The organism is Clostridia bacterium (genome assembly GCA_017620395.1).
Taxonomy (GTDB): domain Bacteria; phylum Bacillota; class Clostridia; order Oscillospirales; family RGIG8002; genus RGIG8002.
On the sequence record JAFZQJ010000012.1, the window covers coordinates 60953 to 78511 of the forward strand.

The following is a 17559-nucleotide window of genomic DNA, read 5'->3' on the forward strand; positions in this document are numbered from 1 at the left end:
CCAAAGGAGAAAACATGCTGCTGAAAAAACGCTTTTTCGGAAAACACGACGGACTGACCGTCTTCCTGCTTGCCGCGGGACTGGCACTGTCGGTCTTCTTGCCCGTGATGATAATGACGGGCGGATACCAGCTGTTTTTCGGCGATTTCCAGCTTCAGCAGATACCGTTTTACCGCGAGATAAACCGCGCGATACACAACGGTGAGTTCTTCTGGAACTGGAATACGGATATGGGCGTCAATACCATCGCGTCCTATTCGTTCTATCTGCTCGGCAGCCCGTTTTTCCTGATAACGCTGCTCTTCCCGAGCGCGTGGACGACCTACCTGATCGCGCCGCTCTACTGCGTGAAGATAGGCCTCGCCGCGACGGGCGCATTTTTCGTGATACGCAAGCGGGTGAGCAACAAGTATTTCGCCTACACCGGCGGCATACTCTACGCCTTCTCCGGCTTCCAGATGTTCAACCTCGTCTTCAACCACTTCCACGACGTGGTGGCGTTCTTCCCGTTCGTGATACTGGCGTTCGACGCCTGCATCGAGGAGGGGAAGCGCGGCTGGCTCGGGATAATGGTGTTTCTCAGCTCGCTTTACAGCTACTTTTTCATCCCCGGCGTCGCGGTCTTCGTGATCATATATTATATCCTGCGGCTGATAGGGAAGGATCTGAAGTTTTCCTTCAAAAACCTCTGCCGCGCGTCGTTTGAAGCCGTTATCGGCCTTGTGATGGCGGCGGTGATACTGATGCCGACGCTTATGGCGCTCTCGGATTTTCCGCGCGCGAACGAGTCCTTCGGCAACAACTACTATATGTGGTTCTTCTCCGCGACGAAGCGGTATTTCGAGCTCGCCCGCGGAATGATATTCCCGCCGGAGATACCCGGCGACCTGAACTTCTTCCACCGCGGGAGCGACTCCTGGATACCGAACTGGACCTCCACCTCCGCATGGCTGCCGCTCTTCTCGGTGACGGGCGTATGGGCGTACCTGCGCACGAAGAAGCAGCATAAGCGCGATTGGCTCTCGATGCTTCTCGTTCTCTGCTGCGTGTGTTCTTTCGTGCCGGTGTTCAACTCGGTGTTCCTGCTCTTTAAGTCGAATTACTATACCCGCTGGTGGTATATGGCGATACTGTTTATGGCGATGGCTACCGCGATCGCGCTCGACCGCCGCGAAACGAACTGGAAGGCGGGCATAAAGGGCACGATAATCGCCTCCGCGGCGATTGCGCTGCCGGTCGGACTTTCCGGCGTAGTCTGGGTGCTGACGAACCCGTCGAACTTCGAGAAGGTCGACGGCGTCGGCGACGTTCTGAAGGGGCTGGAGCAGTATCCCGACCGCTTCTGGCTTTACGTATTCTTCCTCGCGCTCTGCATCGCGATGGTGATACTGCTTACGCGCATCATGCGCCCGATGTACCTGCGCGATCTCGGCTCGGACGAAAGCGGCACCGCCGCGGCGTTCGAGGTCGGGGCAAAGAAGACGGAGAAGGCCGCGGAAGCCGACGCTGACGCGCATGATGCTGTCATCCTGAGCGAAGCGAAGGATCCCACACCTCAAGCGGACGTGTCGCAAAAGGAAGGGGATTCCTCGCCCGAAGGGCTCGGAATGACAGAAACCGCCGCCGAAATCGAAGCCGCCGAAACCGCCTCGCGTAAGCGCCGTTTCTTCAAGCGCCGTAAGTCCAAGCGCGGCGGCAAGGGGCAGGACTTCATCGTCAGGTGGTCGTCGAAAAAGCGCTACGGCGCCGCGGTGCTTGCTATGACCTGCCTGTTCGCTTTCCTCGCGTGGACGTTCTACGAGCAGATCGGATATTCCAAGGCGTTCAGCCCGGGCTTTTACGAAAAGAACTACCTTTACGCATACGACAGTATCAAGCTTGAGGGGATGGAGAATTCCCGCCTCGAGAACTACGACGGAGTGCGCAACCTTTCCATCTTCATGCACACGCCCGGCCTTTCAAGTTTCCACAGCGTCGTGCCGACGTCCACGATACGGTTTTACGATTCGATGGGCATAAAGCGCGACGTCGCCACCGCCGTGCCGATAGAGCACGGGGCGCTGCGTTCGCTGCTTTCCGTGCGTTACATTCTGGACGACGACAAGCAGCGCAGTCTCTTTGAGGACCGCGGCTGGCTGAACTACGTCGGCGAGATCGGCACCTTCGACGTGTGGGAAAACAACCAGTTCATCCCGATGGGCTTCTGCTATGACAACGTGATCCCGCGCCGCGACTACGACTCGCTTAATAACGAATCGAAGTCTCACATTCTGCTTGCCGCCATGGTGGTGGACGACGACCGGATCGATTATTTCTCCCGCTTCATGAACGACGCTCCGTTCTACACTCTCTCATACAGCGAGCTTTCGCACGCGACCAACGCCGAGAAGCGCCGCGCCACGGCGTCTAAGAGCTGGGAGTTCGGGAAAAACAGTTTCACGTCCGTGATAGATATGGCGCGTGAAAACTACGTCTTCTATTCGATCCCGTACGACGCGGGCTGGACCGCCTACGTTGACGGAGTCGAAACGGAGATCGAGCGCGTGAACATCGGCTTTATGGCGGTGCTCGTCGGAGAAGGCGAGCATACCGTGGAGTTCAAATACGTCAGTCCCGGCGTCGTCACGGGCGCGAAGGTCTCGGCGGCCGCCGCCGGAGTCTTCATCGTCTACCTCACCGCCGACGCGCTGCTTTCGCGCCGCAGAAGGCGCAGGAACGGAAGGGAGGATGCGCGAGTCCGCGTGACCGCGCTATAAACGTATGGTACTGAAAAAACGCAGGATTGTATGGTTGGCCGTGCTGCTGTGTCTGGTGCTTGTCGAAGCGGCGGTCTGGTACGCTTCGCTCGACGTCATCGGATACGAGCTTTCCGAAAGCGCGGCAGTTGAGTCTGTATATCCGGGCGGTTTGAAGAACGTCGAGGGTTACTCAGTAGACGGCGATTCCTATACGCCCGAAAACGCCGATCCGCAGCTCCTCTTTTCAACGCTCGGCAAGGAGACTTCCGCGCTTGCAGTGGATTTTGCCGAACCGCTTGAAGCAGGTACCTTTATCGAGTTTTACTACGCGCCTGCAGGCGGGCAGTTCTCCGAAGCGATGAAGGAGACGCACGTCGCTAAAGCGGGTGAGAGCCGAGTCGTTTTTCCGGTCGGCGCCGAGGGATGCGAATACCTGCGCCTCGACGTCAACGGCGCGTTCAGGCTCAAGAGCGTCGGCGTCACCGCTTCCTCCGCGAGTTCCGTGCGCGACTTGAGCGGCAGGAACTTCGGCAGGCTGGCGGTCACGATCCTTTTGACCGCCGCAGTTGTGTTCTGCGCATATGCCGCCGACGAAAAACGCCGTGCGGATGCCGATCCGGTTCCCGGAAAGATAAGAAACGGGCTGTCGACCTGGCTGCCGCATGAAAAGCTTTCCGTAAACGAAAAGGTTTTCCTTTTAGTATGCTTCGCTTCGTATTTTGTCTGGTCGCTCGTGTTCTTGCACGCTCAGTACGCGCCGGACGAAATAATGCGTTATGACGTGCCGAAATACATATACGTAAACGGTTCTCTGCCTTACGGGTACGAGGAATCCATCCGCAATCCTATATGGGGGATATCCTACGGTTTTTCAATGTCGCTGCCGTATCTGCTTCAGGCGCTGTTTATGAAGGTGACGTCCTTCTTCACGATCTCGTCTTCGGCGCTGTGGATTGCCGCGCGCCTGGTGAGCGTGCTTTCGATGACCGGCGTCGCATATTTCGCGATCTGCGTTTCAAAGCGGCTGACTAAGCAGCCGACGCGATGGATATTCATTTCGCTGACTGCGCTGACTCCGCAGATAGTATTTCTCGGCAGCTACGTCAATCTCGACGCTTTCTCGCTCTTCACCGTTATGTTCATGATATACGTTTGGGTGTACGGTATGCAGAACGAGTGGAGTATCCGCAGCTGTGTCTGGCTCGGCGTCGGGACGGGGCTCTGCCTGCTCTCATATGAATTCGCTTACCCGTTCGCGCTCGGCAGCGTGATACTTTACTTTGCGTGGCATATAGTCAACCGCAAGCGGGTGACCTTCAAGCGCTTCCTGCTCCGGGGACTGCTGATAGCGGGGATTGTCCTGCTTGTTTCCGGCTGGCACTTCATCCGCAACGCCGTGCTTTATAACGGAGATATATTCGCGTTGAATGCCTCGCGGCCGTACGCGGAAATGTACGCCCGCGCCGACCTGAAGCCTTCTATGCGCATGACGATGCAGAAGCAGGGCTATTCGATTCTCGGAATGCTTCACGGCACAGACTGGATCGAGCGCACGTTCAAGAGCACGTTCTATACGTTCGGATATATGTCGGTGTTTGCCGATGAATACGTTTACACTTATATTTGGATATTACTCTGCGTTGCGGCCGCCGCGTCGCTTTTCGCCCTTTTCCGCGACCGTAAGAAGCGCGATTCCGCACGCGTCACGGGAGCGGTTGTCGCTCTTTTCTGCGCGGCGCTGACCGTGGCAATCTCGGTATACTATTCCTGGGCGAGCGACTATCAGCCGCAGGGGCGGTATGTAATAACCGCCGCGCCGCTGCTCTTCGCGATCATCGCATACGGGGTCAACGGTCTGCTCGGCGCGATTCCGCACGTGGGGGACAAGCTCAAAAGATACGCTGCGTACCTTGCGGTGGCGGGAGTGCTGGTCTTTGATATTTACGCCTTCGTCAACTGCCTTCGCGCGTTCGTTTACGTCTGATAAGGTTGTAAAAATATAAAGGGAGATTTTGGAGGGAAAAAAGATGGTATCTTTCAATTATCCGCCATATGTAGAAACCGCATTTGATTATATGAAGCAGGCGGTCGATTCACACAAGATCTGCGGCGACGGCGACTTCACCAAGCGCTGCAACCGCTGGATGGAGGAGCGTTTCGGCGCGCAGAAGGTGCTGCTGACGACCAGCGGCACGACGGCGCTGGATATGTCCGCGCTGCTCTGCGGCATTAAGCCGGGAGACGAGGTTATACTGCCGAGTTATACCTTCTCGAGTACCGCAACGTCCTTCGTGCTCGCGGGCGCGACGCTGGTTTTCGTCGATATACGCCCGGATACGATGAATATTGACGAGAAGAAAATCGAAGAAGCGATAACTGACAGGACGCGTGCGATCGCGGTCGTCCACTACGCCGGAATGGCGTGCGATATGGACGCCGTTATGGATATCGCGCACAGGCACGGACTTTTCGTCGTGGAGGACGCCGCGCAGGGGGTCATGAGCACCTACAAGGGCAGAGCGCTCGGCACGATAGGCGATTTCGGCTGCTATTCCTTCCACGAGACGAAGAACTATTCGATGGGCGAGGGCGGCGCGATCGTCATAAACCGTCCGGAGTTCAACGAACGCGCCGAGATCCTGCGCGAGAAGGGCACCAACCGCTCGAAGTTCTTCCGCGGTCAGGTGGATAAGTACACCTGGGTGGACTTCGGCGACAGCTACCTGCCGAGCGATCTTAACGCGGCCTACCTCTGGGCTCAGCTCGAGGTCGCGGACGAGATAAACAAGGACCGTCTGCGCACATGGAACGCGTACTATGAAGCGTTCAAACCGCTGGCGGACGCCGGACGCATAGACATCCCGACGATACCGGAGGGCTGCACTCACAATGCGCATATGTTTTACATAAAATGCCGCGACCTTGAAGAGCGCACACGCTTTATCGCTCATCTGCGTGAATACGGGATAACCAGCGTTTTCCATTATATCCCGCTGCACAGTGCGCCGGCAGGGCTGAAGTTCGGACGTTTCCACGGCGAAGACGTCTACACGACAAAGGAGAGCGAACGCCTTGCGCGTCTGCCTATGTATTACGGTCTCAGCGAAAGCGACTGCGAATATGTTATAGAAAAGGTACTTGGCTTTTTCAACGGCGGTGCCGAATAATTAACGTTGGAGGGGATCATATGAAAATATCGGTTGTAGTGCCGGTTTACGGTTGTCCGGGAGCTGTTGTGCCGCTTTGCGAGCGCGTTGCAAAAACCGTGTCGCAGCTTGCGGACGATTATGAGATTGTACTCGTCAACGATTGTTGTCCGAAGGGCTCATGGAAAGAGGTGCAGAAAGCCTGTGCCGCCAATCCCCACGTGGTCGGGGTGGAGCTTTCGAGGAACTTCGGTCAAATCCGCGCGATAACCGCAGGGCTCGATTACTGTGACGGAGACTGGGTGGTGGTTATGGACTGCGACCTTCAAGATCGCCCTGAAGGGATCGCCGATCTTTACGCAAAGGCGGCAGAGGGTTACGATGTCGTCTTCGCTAAGCGCAAGGGACGCAAGGATAAAGGGATCGTCAAGTTTTTCTCGCAATTCTTTTATAAGGTGTATAACCGCCTTACCGATGGAAGATTCGACAGTTCTATATGCAATTTCAGCATATCCCGCCGCGAAGTTATAGATGCATACTGCGGTATGCGCGAGCAGAACAGAGCGTATACGCTCTTTATCAAGTGGCTCGGATTCAGGCAGGCCGCAATAGATATTGACGCCGACAAGCGTTACGAGGGCAAGTCTTCGTACAACTTCAAGCGTAAAATCAATATGGCGACCGAGTTCATCACGTCTCAGTCGAACAAGCCGCTGAGATTCGCCTCGAAGCTTGGCTTTTTGATTGCGTTCGTAGCGTTCGTTGTAGCAATAGTGAAGGTGATACAGTTCTTTGTGACCGGCAACGTGCCGTCGGGATGGACGAGCCTTTTCGTGTCGATATTCCTTATCGGCGGTCTGATACTGATGGCGCTTGGTATTATAGGTATCTATATAGGATATGTTTTTGACGAAGTCAAGCGGCGTCCGCTTTATGTTGTCAGAAGCGTTGTCAACGGCAAAAAAAACGCGAACGAATCAAAGGAGGAACAGGAATGATTCTCGTTATCGGAGCAACAGGATATGTCGGCAGATATTTTTGCACAGAAATGGTTTCGCGGGGCGAAGACATCCTCGCGCTCGGAAGATCCGAAAAGGTTGCACGGTTTTTTGAGGAGAACAACGTGCCGTTCCGCTATTTTGACATCGGCGACGAAGCCTCTTTTGACAGCCTTCCGACCGAGGGAGTGGATGCGGTGATTGACCTCGCCGCATGCCTCGCCGAACTTGAAACACCGGTCGAGCGCTTCTTTGAGGTTAACACGATCGGCGTCTACAGAACACTTGAATATGCAAGAAAGAACAACATAAAAAAGGTTGTTGTCACATCTTCGCATAAGGTGTATAACGACGTTGACAAGACGGTTATTTCAGAGATGGACCCAATCAGCTTCAAGGGCGACCACTCGCCTTATATCATCTCAAAGATTGCCGCGGAGAACTTTGTGGAGTACTACAACAAGGACTTCGGCCTGAACGCAGTGGCGCTCAGACTCACCGGAGTCCACGGCTATGGTGAGATACTCGGCCATCTCAACGCAGATCACACTTACAAAAAGAGCACGTTCGAGATTTTCTTCGAGAAGGCGCTGCGCGGCGACGATATAGAGGTTTGGGGAGACCAGACGATAAAGCGTGACCATATCTATATAAAGGACGTTGTTTCCGCGCTTGCCGCTGCAGCAAAGATTCCGGAAGCGAGAGGGATATACAATATTGCCGCCGGAGTCGGATACTCCCAATACGAGGAGGCGCTCGCGGTAGCGGAAATCTTCGAAACGGAGAGCGGCAAGAGCCGCGTTATCATGTGTCCGGAAAAGCCCGGACTCACACGCGGCTATATTTACGATATTTCGAAGGCGGAGAGAGAGCTCGGTTGGAAGCCCGAATACAGTGACATCTACGCTATGTACCGCGACTACAAGAAGGAGTGGGAGTCGAAGCGCTACCATAATTACCACTATATCGTTGAGGGACAGCGTCCCGCGACGCTGTGAAAAAAGCAATGGAGAACAAAACGGACAACCGCCTCTTTGTAGGTAGGGCAGCAGTCGGCATCTATCTGATTCTGAAGCATGCCGTGAAAAAAACAGGAACGGTAATCGTCCCCGCGAATATCTGCTATGCCGGAGTATACCCCGTGCTTTATGCGGGCATGCGCGTTCGCTTCTGCGATGTTGATCCCGTGAGCGGCAACGCCACTGCGGAAACGTTTTCATCTGCGGCTGGGCATGATACCGTCGCGGCAGTCGTGCCGCATATGTACGGCAACCCCGTCGGCGATCTAGCGGAAATTGCCTCGTTCTGCTCAGAGCGCGGGATTCTGCTGATAGAGGACTGCGCGTCGGCAATGGGCGCGGAGACAAATCGTTATGCGCTCGGTGAGCAGGGCGATTACGCGGTTTACAGCACCGGGTATTCCAAGACCGTGGATCTCGGCTTCGGCGGATATGTCGTCGGTAAAAACGACATCCTCGGGCTCGAAACGGCAGAAAAGCTGCTTCCGCGTAGGTCGGGAGGCAGGGAGTTGGCGCTGTTCTCGAAGCTTTACCGCGTGCTCCGCAATGAGGGGCGCGGCACGAAGCTCGAACGCGTAATATATGACGAACTTCAAAACGCCTGCAGAGACGAATTCATTTTTTCAATATCTGATACCGAGCGTGCATTCCTGCGGAAAGGCCTTGAAAATGCCGACGCTGTAATACGTTTGCGCAGAGAGGCGCTGAAATACTATGAGAAAGTTCTCGTGCAGCACAGCGCGGCGTTTTATCCTTTTTCGGAAGGCGCTGTGCCGTGGAGATTCTGTATGCTGATATCCGATTCGGAAAAGAAAAGCGCGATCATCCGCCGCTGTCTGGCTGAAGGATTGCCGGTAAGCGACTGGTATCCGAATGTTACATATCTTTTCGGCGACGAGGGCGATTATCCCGGAGCAGATCTGCACGAGACACAGATTATTAATTTCCCGCTGCTTTTAAGCGACGGCGAAAAAGACAGGATTTGCAGCGTGATAAACGAGGTGTTGAATGAAAACAATGCGTAAGCTCGCGATAATCGGCGCTTCGGAGCTTCAGGAGCCGCTGATACGGAAGGCGAAGAGCATGGGCGTTGAGACCCACGTTTTCGCATGGGCGGCGGGAGACGTCGGCGAAAAGAGCGCCGACGTGTTCTACCCGATAAGCATAGTTGAAAAAGAGAAAATACTCGAGGTTTGCCGCGAGGTCGGCGTCGACGGTATATGCAGCATTGCCTCCGATCTGGCGATGATAACCGTAGGCTACGTCGCGGACGCGCTTGGGCTTGTCGGCAACACGCCCGACGCGGTCGAACGCAGCACAAACAAGCACCTTATGCGAGCTGCGTTTGAGAGAGGCGGAGATCCGAGCCCGAGAAGCATCCTCGCGGACGCGGATACCAATCTTGACGCGCTCGATTTGACGTATCCGGTGATCGTTAAGCCGACCGACCGCAGCGGCAGCCGCGGCATATTCAAGCTTGAAGGGCCGGAGCTTTTATCTTCCGCAGTCGAGGCGGCGCTCGGGCAGAGCTTTGAGAAAAAGGTTTTGATTGAGGAGTTCGCCGGCGGACGGGAATACAGCGTTGAATTCATTTCATACCGGGGCGACCACCGCTTCCTTGCGTTGACGCAGAAGTTTACAACCGGTGCTCCGCATTTCATAGAGACCGGCCATCTCGAGCCTGCGCAGGTCAACGCGGAAACGCTCGAGCGTGTCAAAGCCGTGGTCGTTCACGCGCTGGACACGCTCGGGCTGAAAAACGGCGCTTCCCACAGCGAACTGAAGATCGATGAAGACGGCAGGATACGCATTATCGAGATCGGCGGCCGCATGGGCGGCGATTTCATAGGCAGCGATCTGGTGGAGCTTTCCACAGGTTACGACTTCGTGCGCGCAGTCGCAGAGGTCGCGCTCGGCGAAAAGCCCGCGCTGCCGGAATCGATCGCGCCGAAAGCGGCTTCTGCGGTGCGGTTTATCTTTTCGGACGCGGACGCGGAGGCGTTCGCGCGGCTTCAGCGCGAGCACCCGGAATTCATAGTAGACTCTGACGTACGTCCTTGCGGCGGAGAGGTTACCGATAGCTCCAACCGCTTCGGGCACTTCCTGATGCGCGCAGGAACGGCGGCTGAGCTTCTGCCGTACCTTCCCGCGGAATGAGGTGTGAAGCATGAAAAAAGGCAATCTGAAATACCTGCTTATACTGCACGTCATGCTGATGCTGTATTCGCTCAGCGGCATCGCGAGCAAGCTCGCGGCGAAGCAGCCGTTCATGAGCTTCAAGTTCTGTCTGTGCTACGCGTGCATAATCCTGCTGCTCGGCGTCTACGCGATTGGCTGGCAGCAGGTCATAAAGAGGCTTCCGCTGACGACGGCGTTCGCCAACAAAGCGGTTACTGTCGTCTGGGGAATAATCTGGGGCGCGCTGATATTCAGCGAGCCGGTGACGGTCGGCAAGCTCGCCGGCGCCGCGATGGTGATCGCCGGCGTCGTGATCTTCGCCCGCGAGCCGGAGCAGCCTCAGGAGAAGCCGGGAGAGACTCCCGCCGAGGCGTCTCGGGGATCCGCGCCGGATCCTGACGGAAAGGCGGGTGACGCGGAATGACGGACGGAAAGACTTTGCTTTACGCCTGTATCCTGCTCGCCGGCGTTTTCATCAGCGCGATCTCGCAGGTTATGCTGAAAAAGGCGGCGCTGAAGACCTATCCGTCGCGCATAAAGGAATACCTCAACCCGCTCGTTATATTCGCCTACGTGCTTTTTGTCGGCACGACCTTCCTGTCTATCTTCGCGTACCGCGTGATCCCGCTTTCCATGGGGCCGGTGCTCGAGGCGACGAGCTATATCTACGTAACGGTCTTCGGCTTGACGATATTCAAAGAGAAGCTGAACGTTAAAAAAGTTCTTGCGCTCGCGCTGATAATCGGCGGCATCGCCGTGTATTCGCTTCTGGGGTGAGCATATGAAACGTCTGATTGCCGCGCTTCTCTCGGTAACGCTCGCGCTCGCCGCGTTCTCCGGCTGCGCGGAGGAGGTAAAGGAATTGAAGTTCAACGATAACGGTGAATTCAGAATACTCGTCCTCGCGGACTGCCAGGACGGCGAGAATCCGAACGGGCGCATGATGAAATTCATATCCGCGATGCTCGATATGAACAAGCCCGACCTCGTCGTCCTTCTCGGCGACAACGTCATCGAGGGCGAGGAAAAGAAGTTCCGCAGGGGCGCCGAAGCGCTGCTCGCGCCGGTCGTCGAGCGCGGAACGCCCTACGCCTACGTTTTCGGCAACCACGACGACGAATACGGCATGACGAAAGAGGTCATGCACAAGGTCTATTCCGGCATCGGCGACTGCCGCACGGTCGACGCGGCGCCGGAGATAAGCGGACTCGGCAACTGCGTGCTGCCGGTGACCGCTTCCGACGGGAGCCGCACCGCGTACTGTCTCTGGATGATAGATTCCGGCAGCTACGACCCCGTCTACGGCGGCTACGACCACGTACACGAGGACCAGCTCGAATGGATGAAGGCGACTGCCGCGGAGTACAATGCGGACGGCGTTATCCCTTCGATGGTGTTCCAGCACATAATCCCGCCCGAAGGATTCGATTTCCTGCGCGAGAGCGATCTTCCCGAAGGCACCCCCGGCACGAAGGCGTACGGCGGCAAAAACTACGCCCTGCGCCTGAACGATAAAGCCGAAGGCTACCTCGGCGAATTCCCCTGTCCGCCGACGGTGAGCAGCGGCGAGACGGACGTCCTCGCCGAAATCGGCGTCGTCGGCGTCGCGGTCGGGCACGACCACGCAAACGCGTTCATCGGCTCGTCGAAAGGCATAGATATAATCCAGTGCCCGGGCGCGTCCTTCGCGTCCTACGGGGACGATATGATACGCGGCTGCCGCCTGATAACGCTGAAGGAGGCCGCGCCGGGCGATTATTACACAAAGGTATTCACCGTCGCCGCATATGAGGCGGGCGCTTACGGCGGGGAATAGGATACAAACGGAATACGTCCCGCATCCGCGGGGCGTTATCTGAAAGAGAAGGAGGCGAGAACGATGCCCGATAAAGACGAACTTGAAAAAACGCAAGCGGAAGAAACGCAAGCGGAAGAAACGGAGTCCGTTCCCGCCGAAGAAACGGAAGCGCCCGACGCGCCCGACTCCGGCACCGCCGCCGACACCCCCGCCGAAGGCGGAGCTCCCTCAGACGAGGGAGCTGTCGAGGACGGCCTGCCGTCCGAGACTGAGGGAGGGATCTCCGAAGAAACGGAAGCGCCGGAAGACGCCGCCTCGGATTCTGTCATCCTGAGCGAAGCGAAGGATCCCACACCTCAAGCAGACGCGCCGCAAAAGGAGGGGGATTCCTCGCCCGAAGGGCTCGGAATGACAGAAGCCCCCGACGCGCCCGACTCCGGCACCGCCGCCGACACCCCCGCCGAAGGCGGAGCTCCCTCAGACGAGGGAGCTGTCGAGGACGGCCTGCCGTCCGAGACTGAGGGAGGGAACGCCCCCGACGACGCCGAAGACGACGAGCCGCTCCCGAAGTACGTTCTGCCGGTCTTTCTCGGCATAATAGCGCTCGTGATCGCGCTTGTCGTGGTGCTTTTCTTCGCGCCGGGGCTCGTGCGTTCGCGCAGCGGCGCGGGCAGCTCGTACGCGCCGTTCTCCTCCGCCGCGCCGGTCGAAAGCACGCCGGCTCCGCAGCCCTCATCCTCGTCGTCGGTTCCGTATTCCGACGTCGACGAAATACCCGATTTCATCCTCTACGGCGTCACGCCGTACCTAATGGAAGAAGGCGAGCCTTACAGCTACATGACCGAGGACATCGACGAGGAGGGCACCTCGCTCGTCGGCGTCATCACGGCGCGGAGCTACAAAAAGAGCGAGCCTACGAAAGCCGCGCAGGCGTTCGCCGCCGAAACGGAGCTCGATCTGACCGGCTACGAATCGCGCCGCGTGACCTTTGAGATTTCGTTTGAGGACGGATACCCCGAGATGGGTTACCTCTGCACCGACTATTACAACGCCGCGGCGTTCGAGAGCGAATTCGATATGATCAGCGCCTCGCCCGACGGCGAATACGAATACTACGCCGGTCACATTATGATGAACGGCGAGGAGCGCCGTATCTATCTGCTCCTTCACGCGGACTACGATTACGAGGATTCGTTCGTCGCCGCGGTGGAGTGGGACGTCATAGTGCCAGAGGGGTACGACGGCGTATGTATAGGTTACTACAATACGATGCTCGAGCAGAGCGAGGATTACCAGAACGCGGACACCGTCCTCGACTGCTTCGACCGCGACAATATGTTTTTCTTCAGATGCGATTGACATAACGGGAAACACGGAGGGCGAAGCCGATGCCGTCTGATAAAGAATACCTTAACCGCGCGCTCGCGAAGCTGGAAGGGCTCGGCGAGATCACGCACCGTCAGATGATGTGCGAGTATATGATCTATTGCCGCGGCAAACTCGTCGGCGGCGTTTACGACAACCGCCTGCTGCTGAAACGAACGCCTTCGTCGGAGCGTATCCTCGCGGAGTCGGAATGCGGCGTGCGCCGCGCCGTTCCCTACGACGGCGCGAAGGAGCAGCTCGATTTCTCCGGCGCCGGCGCGGAGCTCGTCCGCCGCGCCGTTGAAGCGCTCGTGCGCGAGCTCCCCGAGCCGAAACGGAAGAAGTAGCGGTTTTTCCGTTTACAAATCCGTTTCCGTATGATATAATACGAACAGCGCAAAATAAGGGCGGCGCCCGCCGCCCGAAACAATTAAAACAACGGAGGAACACGAATGGCAAACCGCATAGTTCTCAACACGATCTCCTACCACGGACACGGCGCGATTGAAAACATCGTCCCCGAGCTGACCTCGAGGGGCTTCAAAAAAGCGTTCGTCACGTCCGACGCCGACCTGCTGAAGTTCGGCGTGACCGCGAAGGTGACCGACCTGCTCGAAAAGGCCGGCTTCGCCTACGCCGTTTACAGCGACATCAAGCCCAACCCCACGATAGAAAACGTCGTCGGCGGAGTCGAGGCGTTCAAGGCGTCCGGCGCGGACTGCATAATCGCCATCGGCGGCGGCTCGAGTATGGATACCGCCAAGGCGATCGGCGTCATCGTCGCCAACCCCGAGTTCGCGGACGTCCGTTCGCTCGAAGGCGTCGCGCCGACGAAGCGCCACGCCGTCTTCACCATCGCCGTCCCGACGACCGCCGGCACCGCCGCCGAGGTCACCATCAACTACGTCATCACCGACGTTGAGAAAAAGCGCAAGTTCGTCTGCGTCGACGTCAACGACATCCCCGAGATCGCCGTAGTCGATCCCGATATGATGGCGACTATGCCTAAGGGTCTGACCGCCGCGACCGGTATGGACGCGCTCACCCACGCCATCGAGGGCTACATCACGAAGGGACACTGCGCGATCAGCGATATGTTCCACCTCGAAGCGATCCGTCTGATATCCGCGAACCTCCGCGGCGCCGTCGCGAACACCCCCGAGGGCAGGGAAGGCATGGCGCTCGGTCAGTATATCGCCGGCATGGGCTTCTCGAACGTCGGCCTCGGCATCGTTCACAGCATGGCGCACGGACTTTCCGCGCTTTACGACACGCCGCACGGCGTCGCCTGCGCGATCCTGCTGCCCGTCGGCCTTGAGTACAACAAGACCGTCAGCGGCGAACGCTACCGCGCCATAGGCAGGGCGATGTGCGTCGAGGGCATCGACACGATGTGCGACGCGGAAGCGGCGGACGCGACTATCGCGGCGGTCCGCAAGCTCTCGCAGGACGTCGGCATCCCCGCGAACCTCACGGGCATTCTGAAGGAGGAGGACGTCGCGTTCCTCTCCGAGTCCGCCTACGCGGACGCCTGCCGCCCCGGCAACCCGCGCGAAACCAGCGTCGCCGAGATCGCGGAGCTTTACAGAAGCCAGATGTAATTGAATTTTCCGCCGAAAACCGCCGTCATTGACGGCGGTTTTCTTATTAAACTATTGATATTTAAGGCGTCTCATGATATAATATGCGATAATATTGAAGGAGGCGTAAAAAATGGGCGGACCGATATTTGATTATGACAACGGGGAATTCATCTTCGGCTCGGGCGATATGCGCTTTAATTCCGACGGCGATATGATGATGCGGATGGGGGACAATATGGCTATGGATATGGAGACCGGAGAGATACATATTACGTCGTCATGGGATGACGACGACGATTGACGGTTTCGGAAAGTGAATATAAAAAAGAGCAGGCCAAGCGCCTGCTCTTTTTTTAAGTCCGGACGGGTCAATCGACGAGCGTCCAGTGCATTTCGCTTATGTCGCGCTTAGGGAATCTTTCGATCGTTTTGCGGCTGACCGGCTCTTTCACGTCCAGCGCGCAAAGATCGATTTCGACCGAGGGATCGAGCGCGTTCAAAAAGTCGAGGTTATCCACGCTGACGTCGCACATACGCAGCTCTTTCAGCTTCGGGATACGGGATATGGCGTCAACGTTTTCAACCTTTCCGATGAATGAAAAATCAAAAAATTCCAGCTCGGGTATTTCGCAAACGGGCGCGATATCGATGTATTTAGCTTCTGTTATCATTAGGTCATTCAGGCGCGGCAGGTTTTTCAGCGCCGAAAGATTCGAGTGCGTTACGTTCCAAAACCAGATGTATCCGATCGCAAGGCACTTGAGATTGCGCATTCCGGCGAAGACGCCGTAATCGAAATCGCCGTCGCCGACTGCGTCGACGGACAGATATTCCAGGTTCGTCAGACCCTTTATAAACTCGGCGTCGTCGTGCTCTACGGACAATGAGATATAGAGATCTTTCAGCCCGGTGCAATACTGGATGTATTCGATATCTTCAATGTGATCTTCATTGTCGAGCTCGAGTTTTTCGATAGCCGCCAGCTCCGATGCGTATATTGGGCCTTCGGGCTTTTTGAGGTCGCGTCTGACTTGAAGTTCAAACCAACGATCCCTGAAGCGTAGTTCGTTGTCGTGAGTCATTTTTATCAACCGCCATTCATTTGATTTGGCGCTATTGTAACAAACGCGGTGTCCGAAAAACAGGACAGTAAAGCGTATAACGGTATATTTCTTATCTTTTTACTCTTTCCCGCCGCTTATCAGCTTGAGCTTTTCCGCGCGCGGCAGGCGCTTGATAGCGGCTTCGCGTCGGAGGGCGGCGCTTTTGTCGGCGCAGGGCTCGATATAGACGGGCTCGACCGGCAGGCGCGAACGCGTGTATTTCGACGCCGTACCGGCGTTGTGCGCGGCAAAGCGACTTTCCGGATTGTTCGTCCAGCCGGTATAAAGCGTGCCGTCGGCGCAGCGCAGGATATAAACGCAGTCCATCGTATCGCCTCCGTTCCGTATCGATTATACCCTCCGCGCGCCGCGATTTCAAGCGCTTTGCGCCTTCTTTTTTTCACAGCCGCTTGAACGCCGCGCAAAAAGGTGCTATAATATACGAAAACCGACGAAGGGGGGGGGCGGGAGCCGTGCCGGATGAAAGCAAAAAAGCGCTTATCGCGATGAGCGGGGGAGTGGACAGCTCCATCGCCGCCGCGCTGACGGTCGAAGACGGCTTCGACTGCATCGGCGTAACGATGAAGCTTTACGGCGGCGAAGCGTCGGGCGGCGAAAGCTCCTGCTGCTCCCTTTCCGACGTCGAGGACGCGCGCAGCGTCGCTTACAAGCTTGGGATGAAGTATTACGTTTTCAACTTCACCGAGGGCTTCGACGAGTGCGTCATCCGCCGCTTCATCGACGCCTACGAGCGCGGCGTGACGCCGAACCCCTGCATCGACTGCAACCGCTATATGAAATTCGCGCAGCTTTACCGGAGGGCGCAAGAGCTCGGCCGCGGCGTCATCGTCACCGGCCACTACGCGCGTACGGAATACGACGCCGCCTCGGGCAGATGGCTGCTGAAAAAGGCGAAAAACCTCGAAAAAGACCAGAGCTACGTGCTCTATTTTCTCTCGCAGGAGCAGCTTGCGCACACGCGCTTCCCGCTCGGCTCCTTCGCCTCGAAGGAGGAGGTGCGCGCACTCGCGGCGCGATACGGCTTCGTCAACGCCGCCAAGCGCGACAGTCAGGATATCTGCTTCGTGCCCGACCGCGACTACGCCGGCTTCATCGAACGCCGCACAGGCAGGAGCTATCCTCACGGCGACTTCGTGGATACCGAAGGGCGCGTGCTCGGCGAGCACAAGGGCATGATCCGCTACACCGTCGGCCAGCGCAAGGGGCTGGGGCTGGCGCTGCCCGCGCCGATGTACGTCTGCCGTAAGGATACGGAAAACAACCGCGTCGTCCTCTGCGGCGGCGAAGGGCTCTTCACGCGCGAGCTTATCGCCTCGGATTTCAACTGGATCGCGTTCGACGCCCCGCCGCGCGAGCTTCGCGCCTGCGCGAAGGCGCGCTATTCCGCGAAGGAAGCGCCCGCGCTCGTCCGCCCGCTTGAAGACGGCCGCGTCAGCGTCGTTTTCGATCAGCCGCAGCGCGCGCTGACGGAAGGGCAGGCGGTCGTCCTCTACGACGGCGACGCCGTCCTCGGCGGCGGCACGATAACCGAAGTCAGGCGCGGCGTATAAGCACGAACGGAGCGTAAGAACATCAAAACGGACTTTGCGTAGCGCGAAGTCCGTTTTCTT

General features: G+C 57.3%; 16 protein-coding genes and 1 pseudogene. 15 read left to right on the forward strand and 2 right to left on the reverse strand.

The annotated features are described in order from the left end of the window. The first annotated feature begins 14 nt into the window (after positions 1-14). From J5441_01740 to J5441_01805, 14 genes and pseudogenes are all read left to right on the forward strand, one after another. A complete protein-coding gene (locus J5441_01740) occupies positions 15-2756 on the forward strand; it encodes a YfhO family protein (GenBank protein ID MBO4933876.1) in 2742 nt (913 codons plus the stop codon). Between the two features lie 4 nt (positions 2757-2760). After that, positions 2761-4722, forward strand: a complete 1962-nt coding sequence (locus J5441_01745) for a glycosyltransferase family 39 protein (protein ID MBO4933877.1) — start codon at positions 2761-2763, stop codon at positions 4720-4722. 43 nt (positions 4723-4765) lie between these two features. Beyond that, positions 4766-5905 carry a dTDP-4-amino-4,6-dideoxygalactose transaminase gene (rffA, locus tag J5441_01750; GenBank protein ID MBO4933878.1) on the forward strand — a complete coding sequence of 380 codons (1140 nt, stop codon included), beginning with the start codon at positions 4766-4768 and terminating at the stop codon, positions 5903-5905. A 20-nt stretch (positions 5906-5925) separates the two neighbouring features. Beyond that, positions 5926-6882, forward strand: a complete 957-nt coding sequence (locus J5441_01755) for a glycosyltransferase family 2 protein (protein MBO4933879.1) — start codon at positions 5926-5928, stop codon at positions 6880-6882. Beyond that, positions 6879-7880 (forward strand): NAD(P)-dependent oxidoreductase, encoded by a 1002-nt coding sequence (locus tag J5441_01760; protein ID MBO4933880.1) that lies wholly within the window; start codon positions 6879-6881, stop codon positions 7878-7880. Before J5441_01755 ends, J5441_01760 begins: the two co-directional genes overlap by 4 nt. 8 nt (positions 7881-7888) lie before the next feature. Next, positions 7889-8926 (forward strand): DegT/DnrJ/EryC1/StrS family aminotransferase, encoded by a 1038-nt coding sequence (locus J5441_01765; GenBank protein ID MBO4933881.1) that lies wholly within the window; start codon positions 7889-7891, stop codon positions 8924-8926. Further along, positions 8919-10058, forward strand: coding sequence for an ATP-grasp domain-containing protein (locus J5441_01770; protein ID MBO4933882.1), 1140 nt, complete (start codon positions 8919-8921; stop codon positions 10056-10058). Before J5441_01765 ends, J5441_01770 begins: the two co-directional genes overlap by 8 nt. Before the next feature lie 10 nt (positions 10059-10068). Further along, positions 10069-10401, forward strand: a pseudogene (locus J5441_01775) (transporter). A gap of 98 nt (positions 10402-10499) precedes the next feature. Beyond that, positions 10500-10856, forward strand: coding sequence for a multidrug ABC transporter (locus J5441_01780; protein ID MBO4933883.1), 357 nt, complete (start codon positions 10500-10502; stop codon positions 10854-10856). 4 nt (positions 10857-10860) lie between these two features. Further along, positions 10861-11895: a metallophosphoesterase gene (locus tag J5441_01785; GenBank protein MBO4933884.1), complete on the forward strand. Its 1035-nt coding sequence runs from the start codon at positions 10861-10863 to the stop codon at positions 11893-11895. 63 nt (positions 11896-11958) lie between these two features. Next, positions 11959-13236 (forward strand): hypothetical protein, encoded by a 1278-nt coding sequence (locus J5441_01790; GenBank protein ID MBO4933885.1) that lies wholly within the window; start codon positions 11959-11961, stop codon positions 13234-13236. Positions 13237-13265: 29 nt separating this feature from the next. Beyond that, the gene (locus tag J5441_01795) at positions 13266-13589 is read left to right on the forward strand and encodes a TfoX/Sxy family protein (protein MBO4933886.1); all 324 of its coding nucleotides are present in this window, start codon (positions 13266-13268) and stop codon (positions 13587-13589) included. Between the two features lie 105 nt (positions 13590-13694). Then, entirely contained in the window at positions 13695-14843 is a 1149-nt protein-coding gene (fucO, locus tag J5441_01800) for a lactaldehyde reductase (protein ID MBO4933887.1), read from the forward strand. Between the two features lie 112 nt (positions 14844-14955). Further along, the gene (locus J5441_01805) at positions 14956-15126 is read left to right on the forward strand and encodes a hypothetical protein (protein ID MBO4933888.1); all 171 of its coding nucleotides are present in this window, start codon (positions 14956-14958) and stop codon (positions 15124-15126) included. Positions 15127-15193: 67 nt separating this feature from the next. On the opposite strand, the gene J5441_01810 is transcribed toward J5441_01805, so the two are convergent. Next, positions 15194-15907, reverse strand: coding sequence for a hypothetical protein (locus J5441_01810; GenBank protein ID MBO4933889.1), 714 nt, complete (start codon positions 15905-15907; stop codon positions 15194-15196). Positions 15908-16006: 99 nt separating this feature from the next. Further along, entirely contained in the window at positions 16007-16255 is a 249-nt protein-coding gene (locus J5441_01815; GenBank protein ID MBO4933890.1) for a GIY-YIG nuclease family protein, read from the reverse strand. A gap of 179 nt (positions 16256-16434) precedes the next feature. Between J5441_01815 and mnmA the strand changes: the two genes are divergently transcribed. Beyond that, entirely contained in the window at positions 16435-17499 is a 1065-nt protein-coding gene (gene mnmA, locus J5441_01820) for a tRNA 2-thiouridine(34) synthase MnmA (protein ID MBO4933891.1), read from the forward strand. Positions 17500-17559 lie beyond the last annotated feature (60 nt).

Excerpts from the sequence above, each read along its gene's own strand:
- J5441_01765 (MBO4933881.1), top strand. The coding sequence starts at position 7,889 with ATGGAGAACAAAACGGACAACCGCCTCTTTGTAGGTAGGGCAGCAGTC.
- J5441_01795 (MBO4933886.1), top strand. The coding sequence starts at position 13,266 with ATGCCGTCTGATAAAGAATACCTTAACCGCGCGCTCGCGAAGCTGGAA.
- J5441_01805 (MBO4933888.1), top strand. The coding sequence starts at position 14,956 with ATGGGCGGACCGATATTTGATTATGACAACGGGGAATTCATCTTCGGC.
- J5441_01810 (MBO4933889.1), bottom strand. The coding sequence starts at position 15,907 with ATGACTCACGACAACGAACTACGCTTCAGGGATCGTTGGTTTGAACTT.
- J5441_01790 (MBO4933885.1), top strand. The coding sequence starts at position 11,959 with ATGCCCGATAAAGACGAACTTGAAAAAACGCAAGCGGAAGAAACGCAA.
- J5441_01785 (MBO4933884.1), top strand. The coding sequence starts at position 10,861 with ATGAAACGTCTGATTGCCGCGCTTCTCTCGGTAACGCTCGCGCTCGCC.
- rffA (MBO4933878.1), top strand. The coding sequence starts at position 4,766 with ATGGTATCTTTCAATTATCCGCCATATGTAGAAACCGCATTTGATTAT.
- J5441_01770 (MBO4933882.1), top strand. The coding sequence starts at position 8,919 with ATGCGTAAGCTCGCGATAATCGGCGCTTCGGAGCTTCAGGAGCCGCTG.
- J5441_01780 (MBO4933883.1), top strand. The coding sequence starts at position 10,500 with ATGACGGACGGAAAGACTTTGCTTTACGCCTGTATCCTGCTCGCCGGC.
- J5441_01740 (MBO4933876.1), top strand. The coding sequence starts at position 15 with ATGCTGCTGAAAAAACGCTTTTTCGGAAAACACGACGGACTGACCGTC.
- J5441_01760 (MBO4933880.1), top strand. The coding sequence starts at position 6,879 with ATGATTCTCGTTATCGGAGCAACAGGATATGTCGGCAGATATTTTTGC.
- J5441_01745 (MBO4933877.1), top strand. The coding sequence starts at position 2,761 with ATGGTACTGAAAAAACGCAGGATTGTATGGTTGGCCGTGCTGCTGTGT.
- J5441_01815 (MBO4933890.1), bottom strand. The coding sequence starts at position 16,255 with ATGGACTGCGTTTATATCCTGCGCTGCGCCGACGGCACGCTTTATACC.
- J5441_01755 (MBO4933879.1), top strand. The coding sequence starts at position 5,926 with ATGAAAATATCGGTTGTAGTGCCGGTTTACGGTTGTCCGGGAGCTGTT.
- fucO (MBO4933887.1), top strand. The coding sequence starts at position 13,695 with ATGGCAAACCGCATAGTTCTCAACACGATCTCCTACCACGGACACGGC.
- mnmA (MBO4933891.1), top strand. The coding sequence starts at position 16,435 with ATGAGCGGGGGAGTGGACAGCTCCATCGCCGCCGCGCTGACGGTCGAA.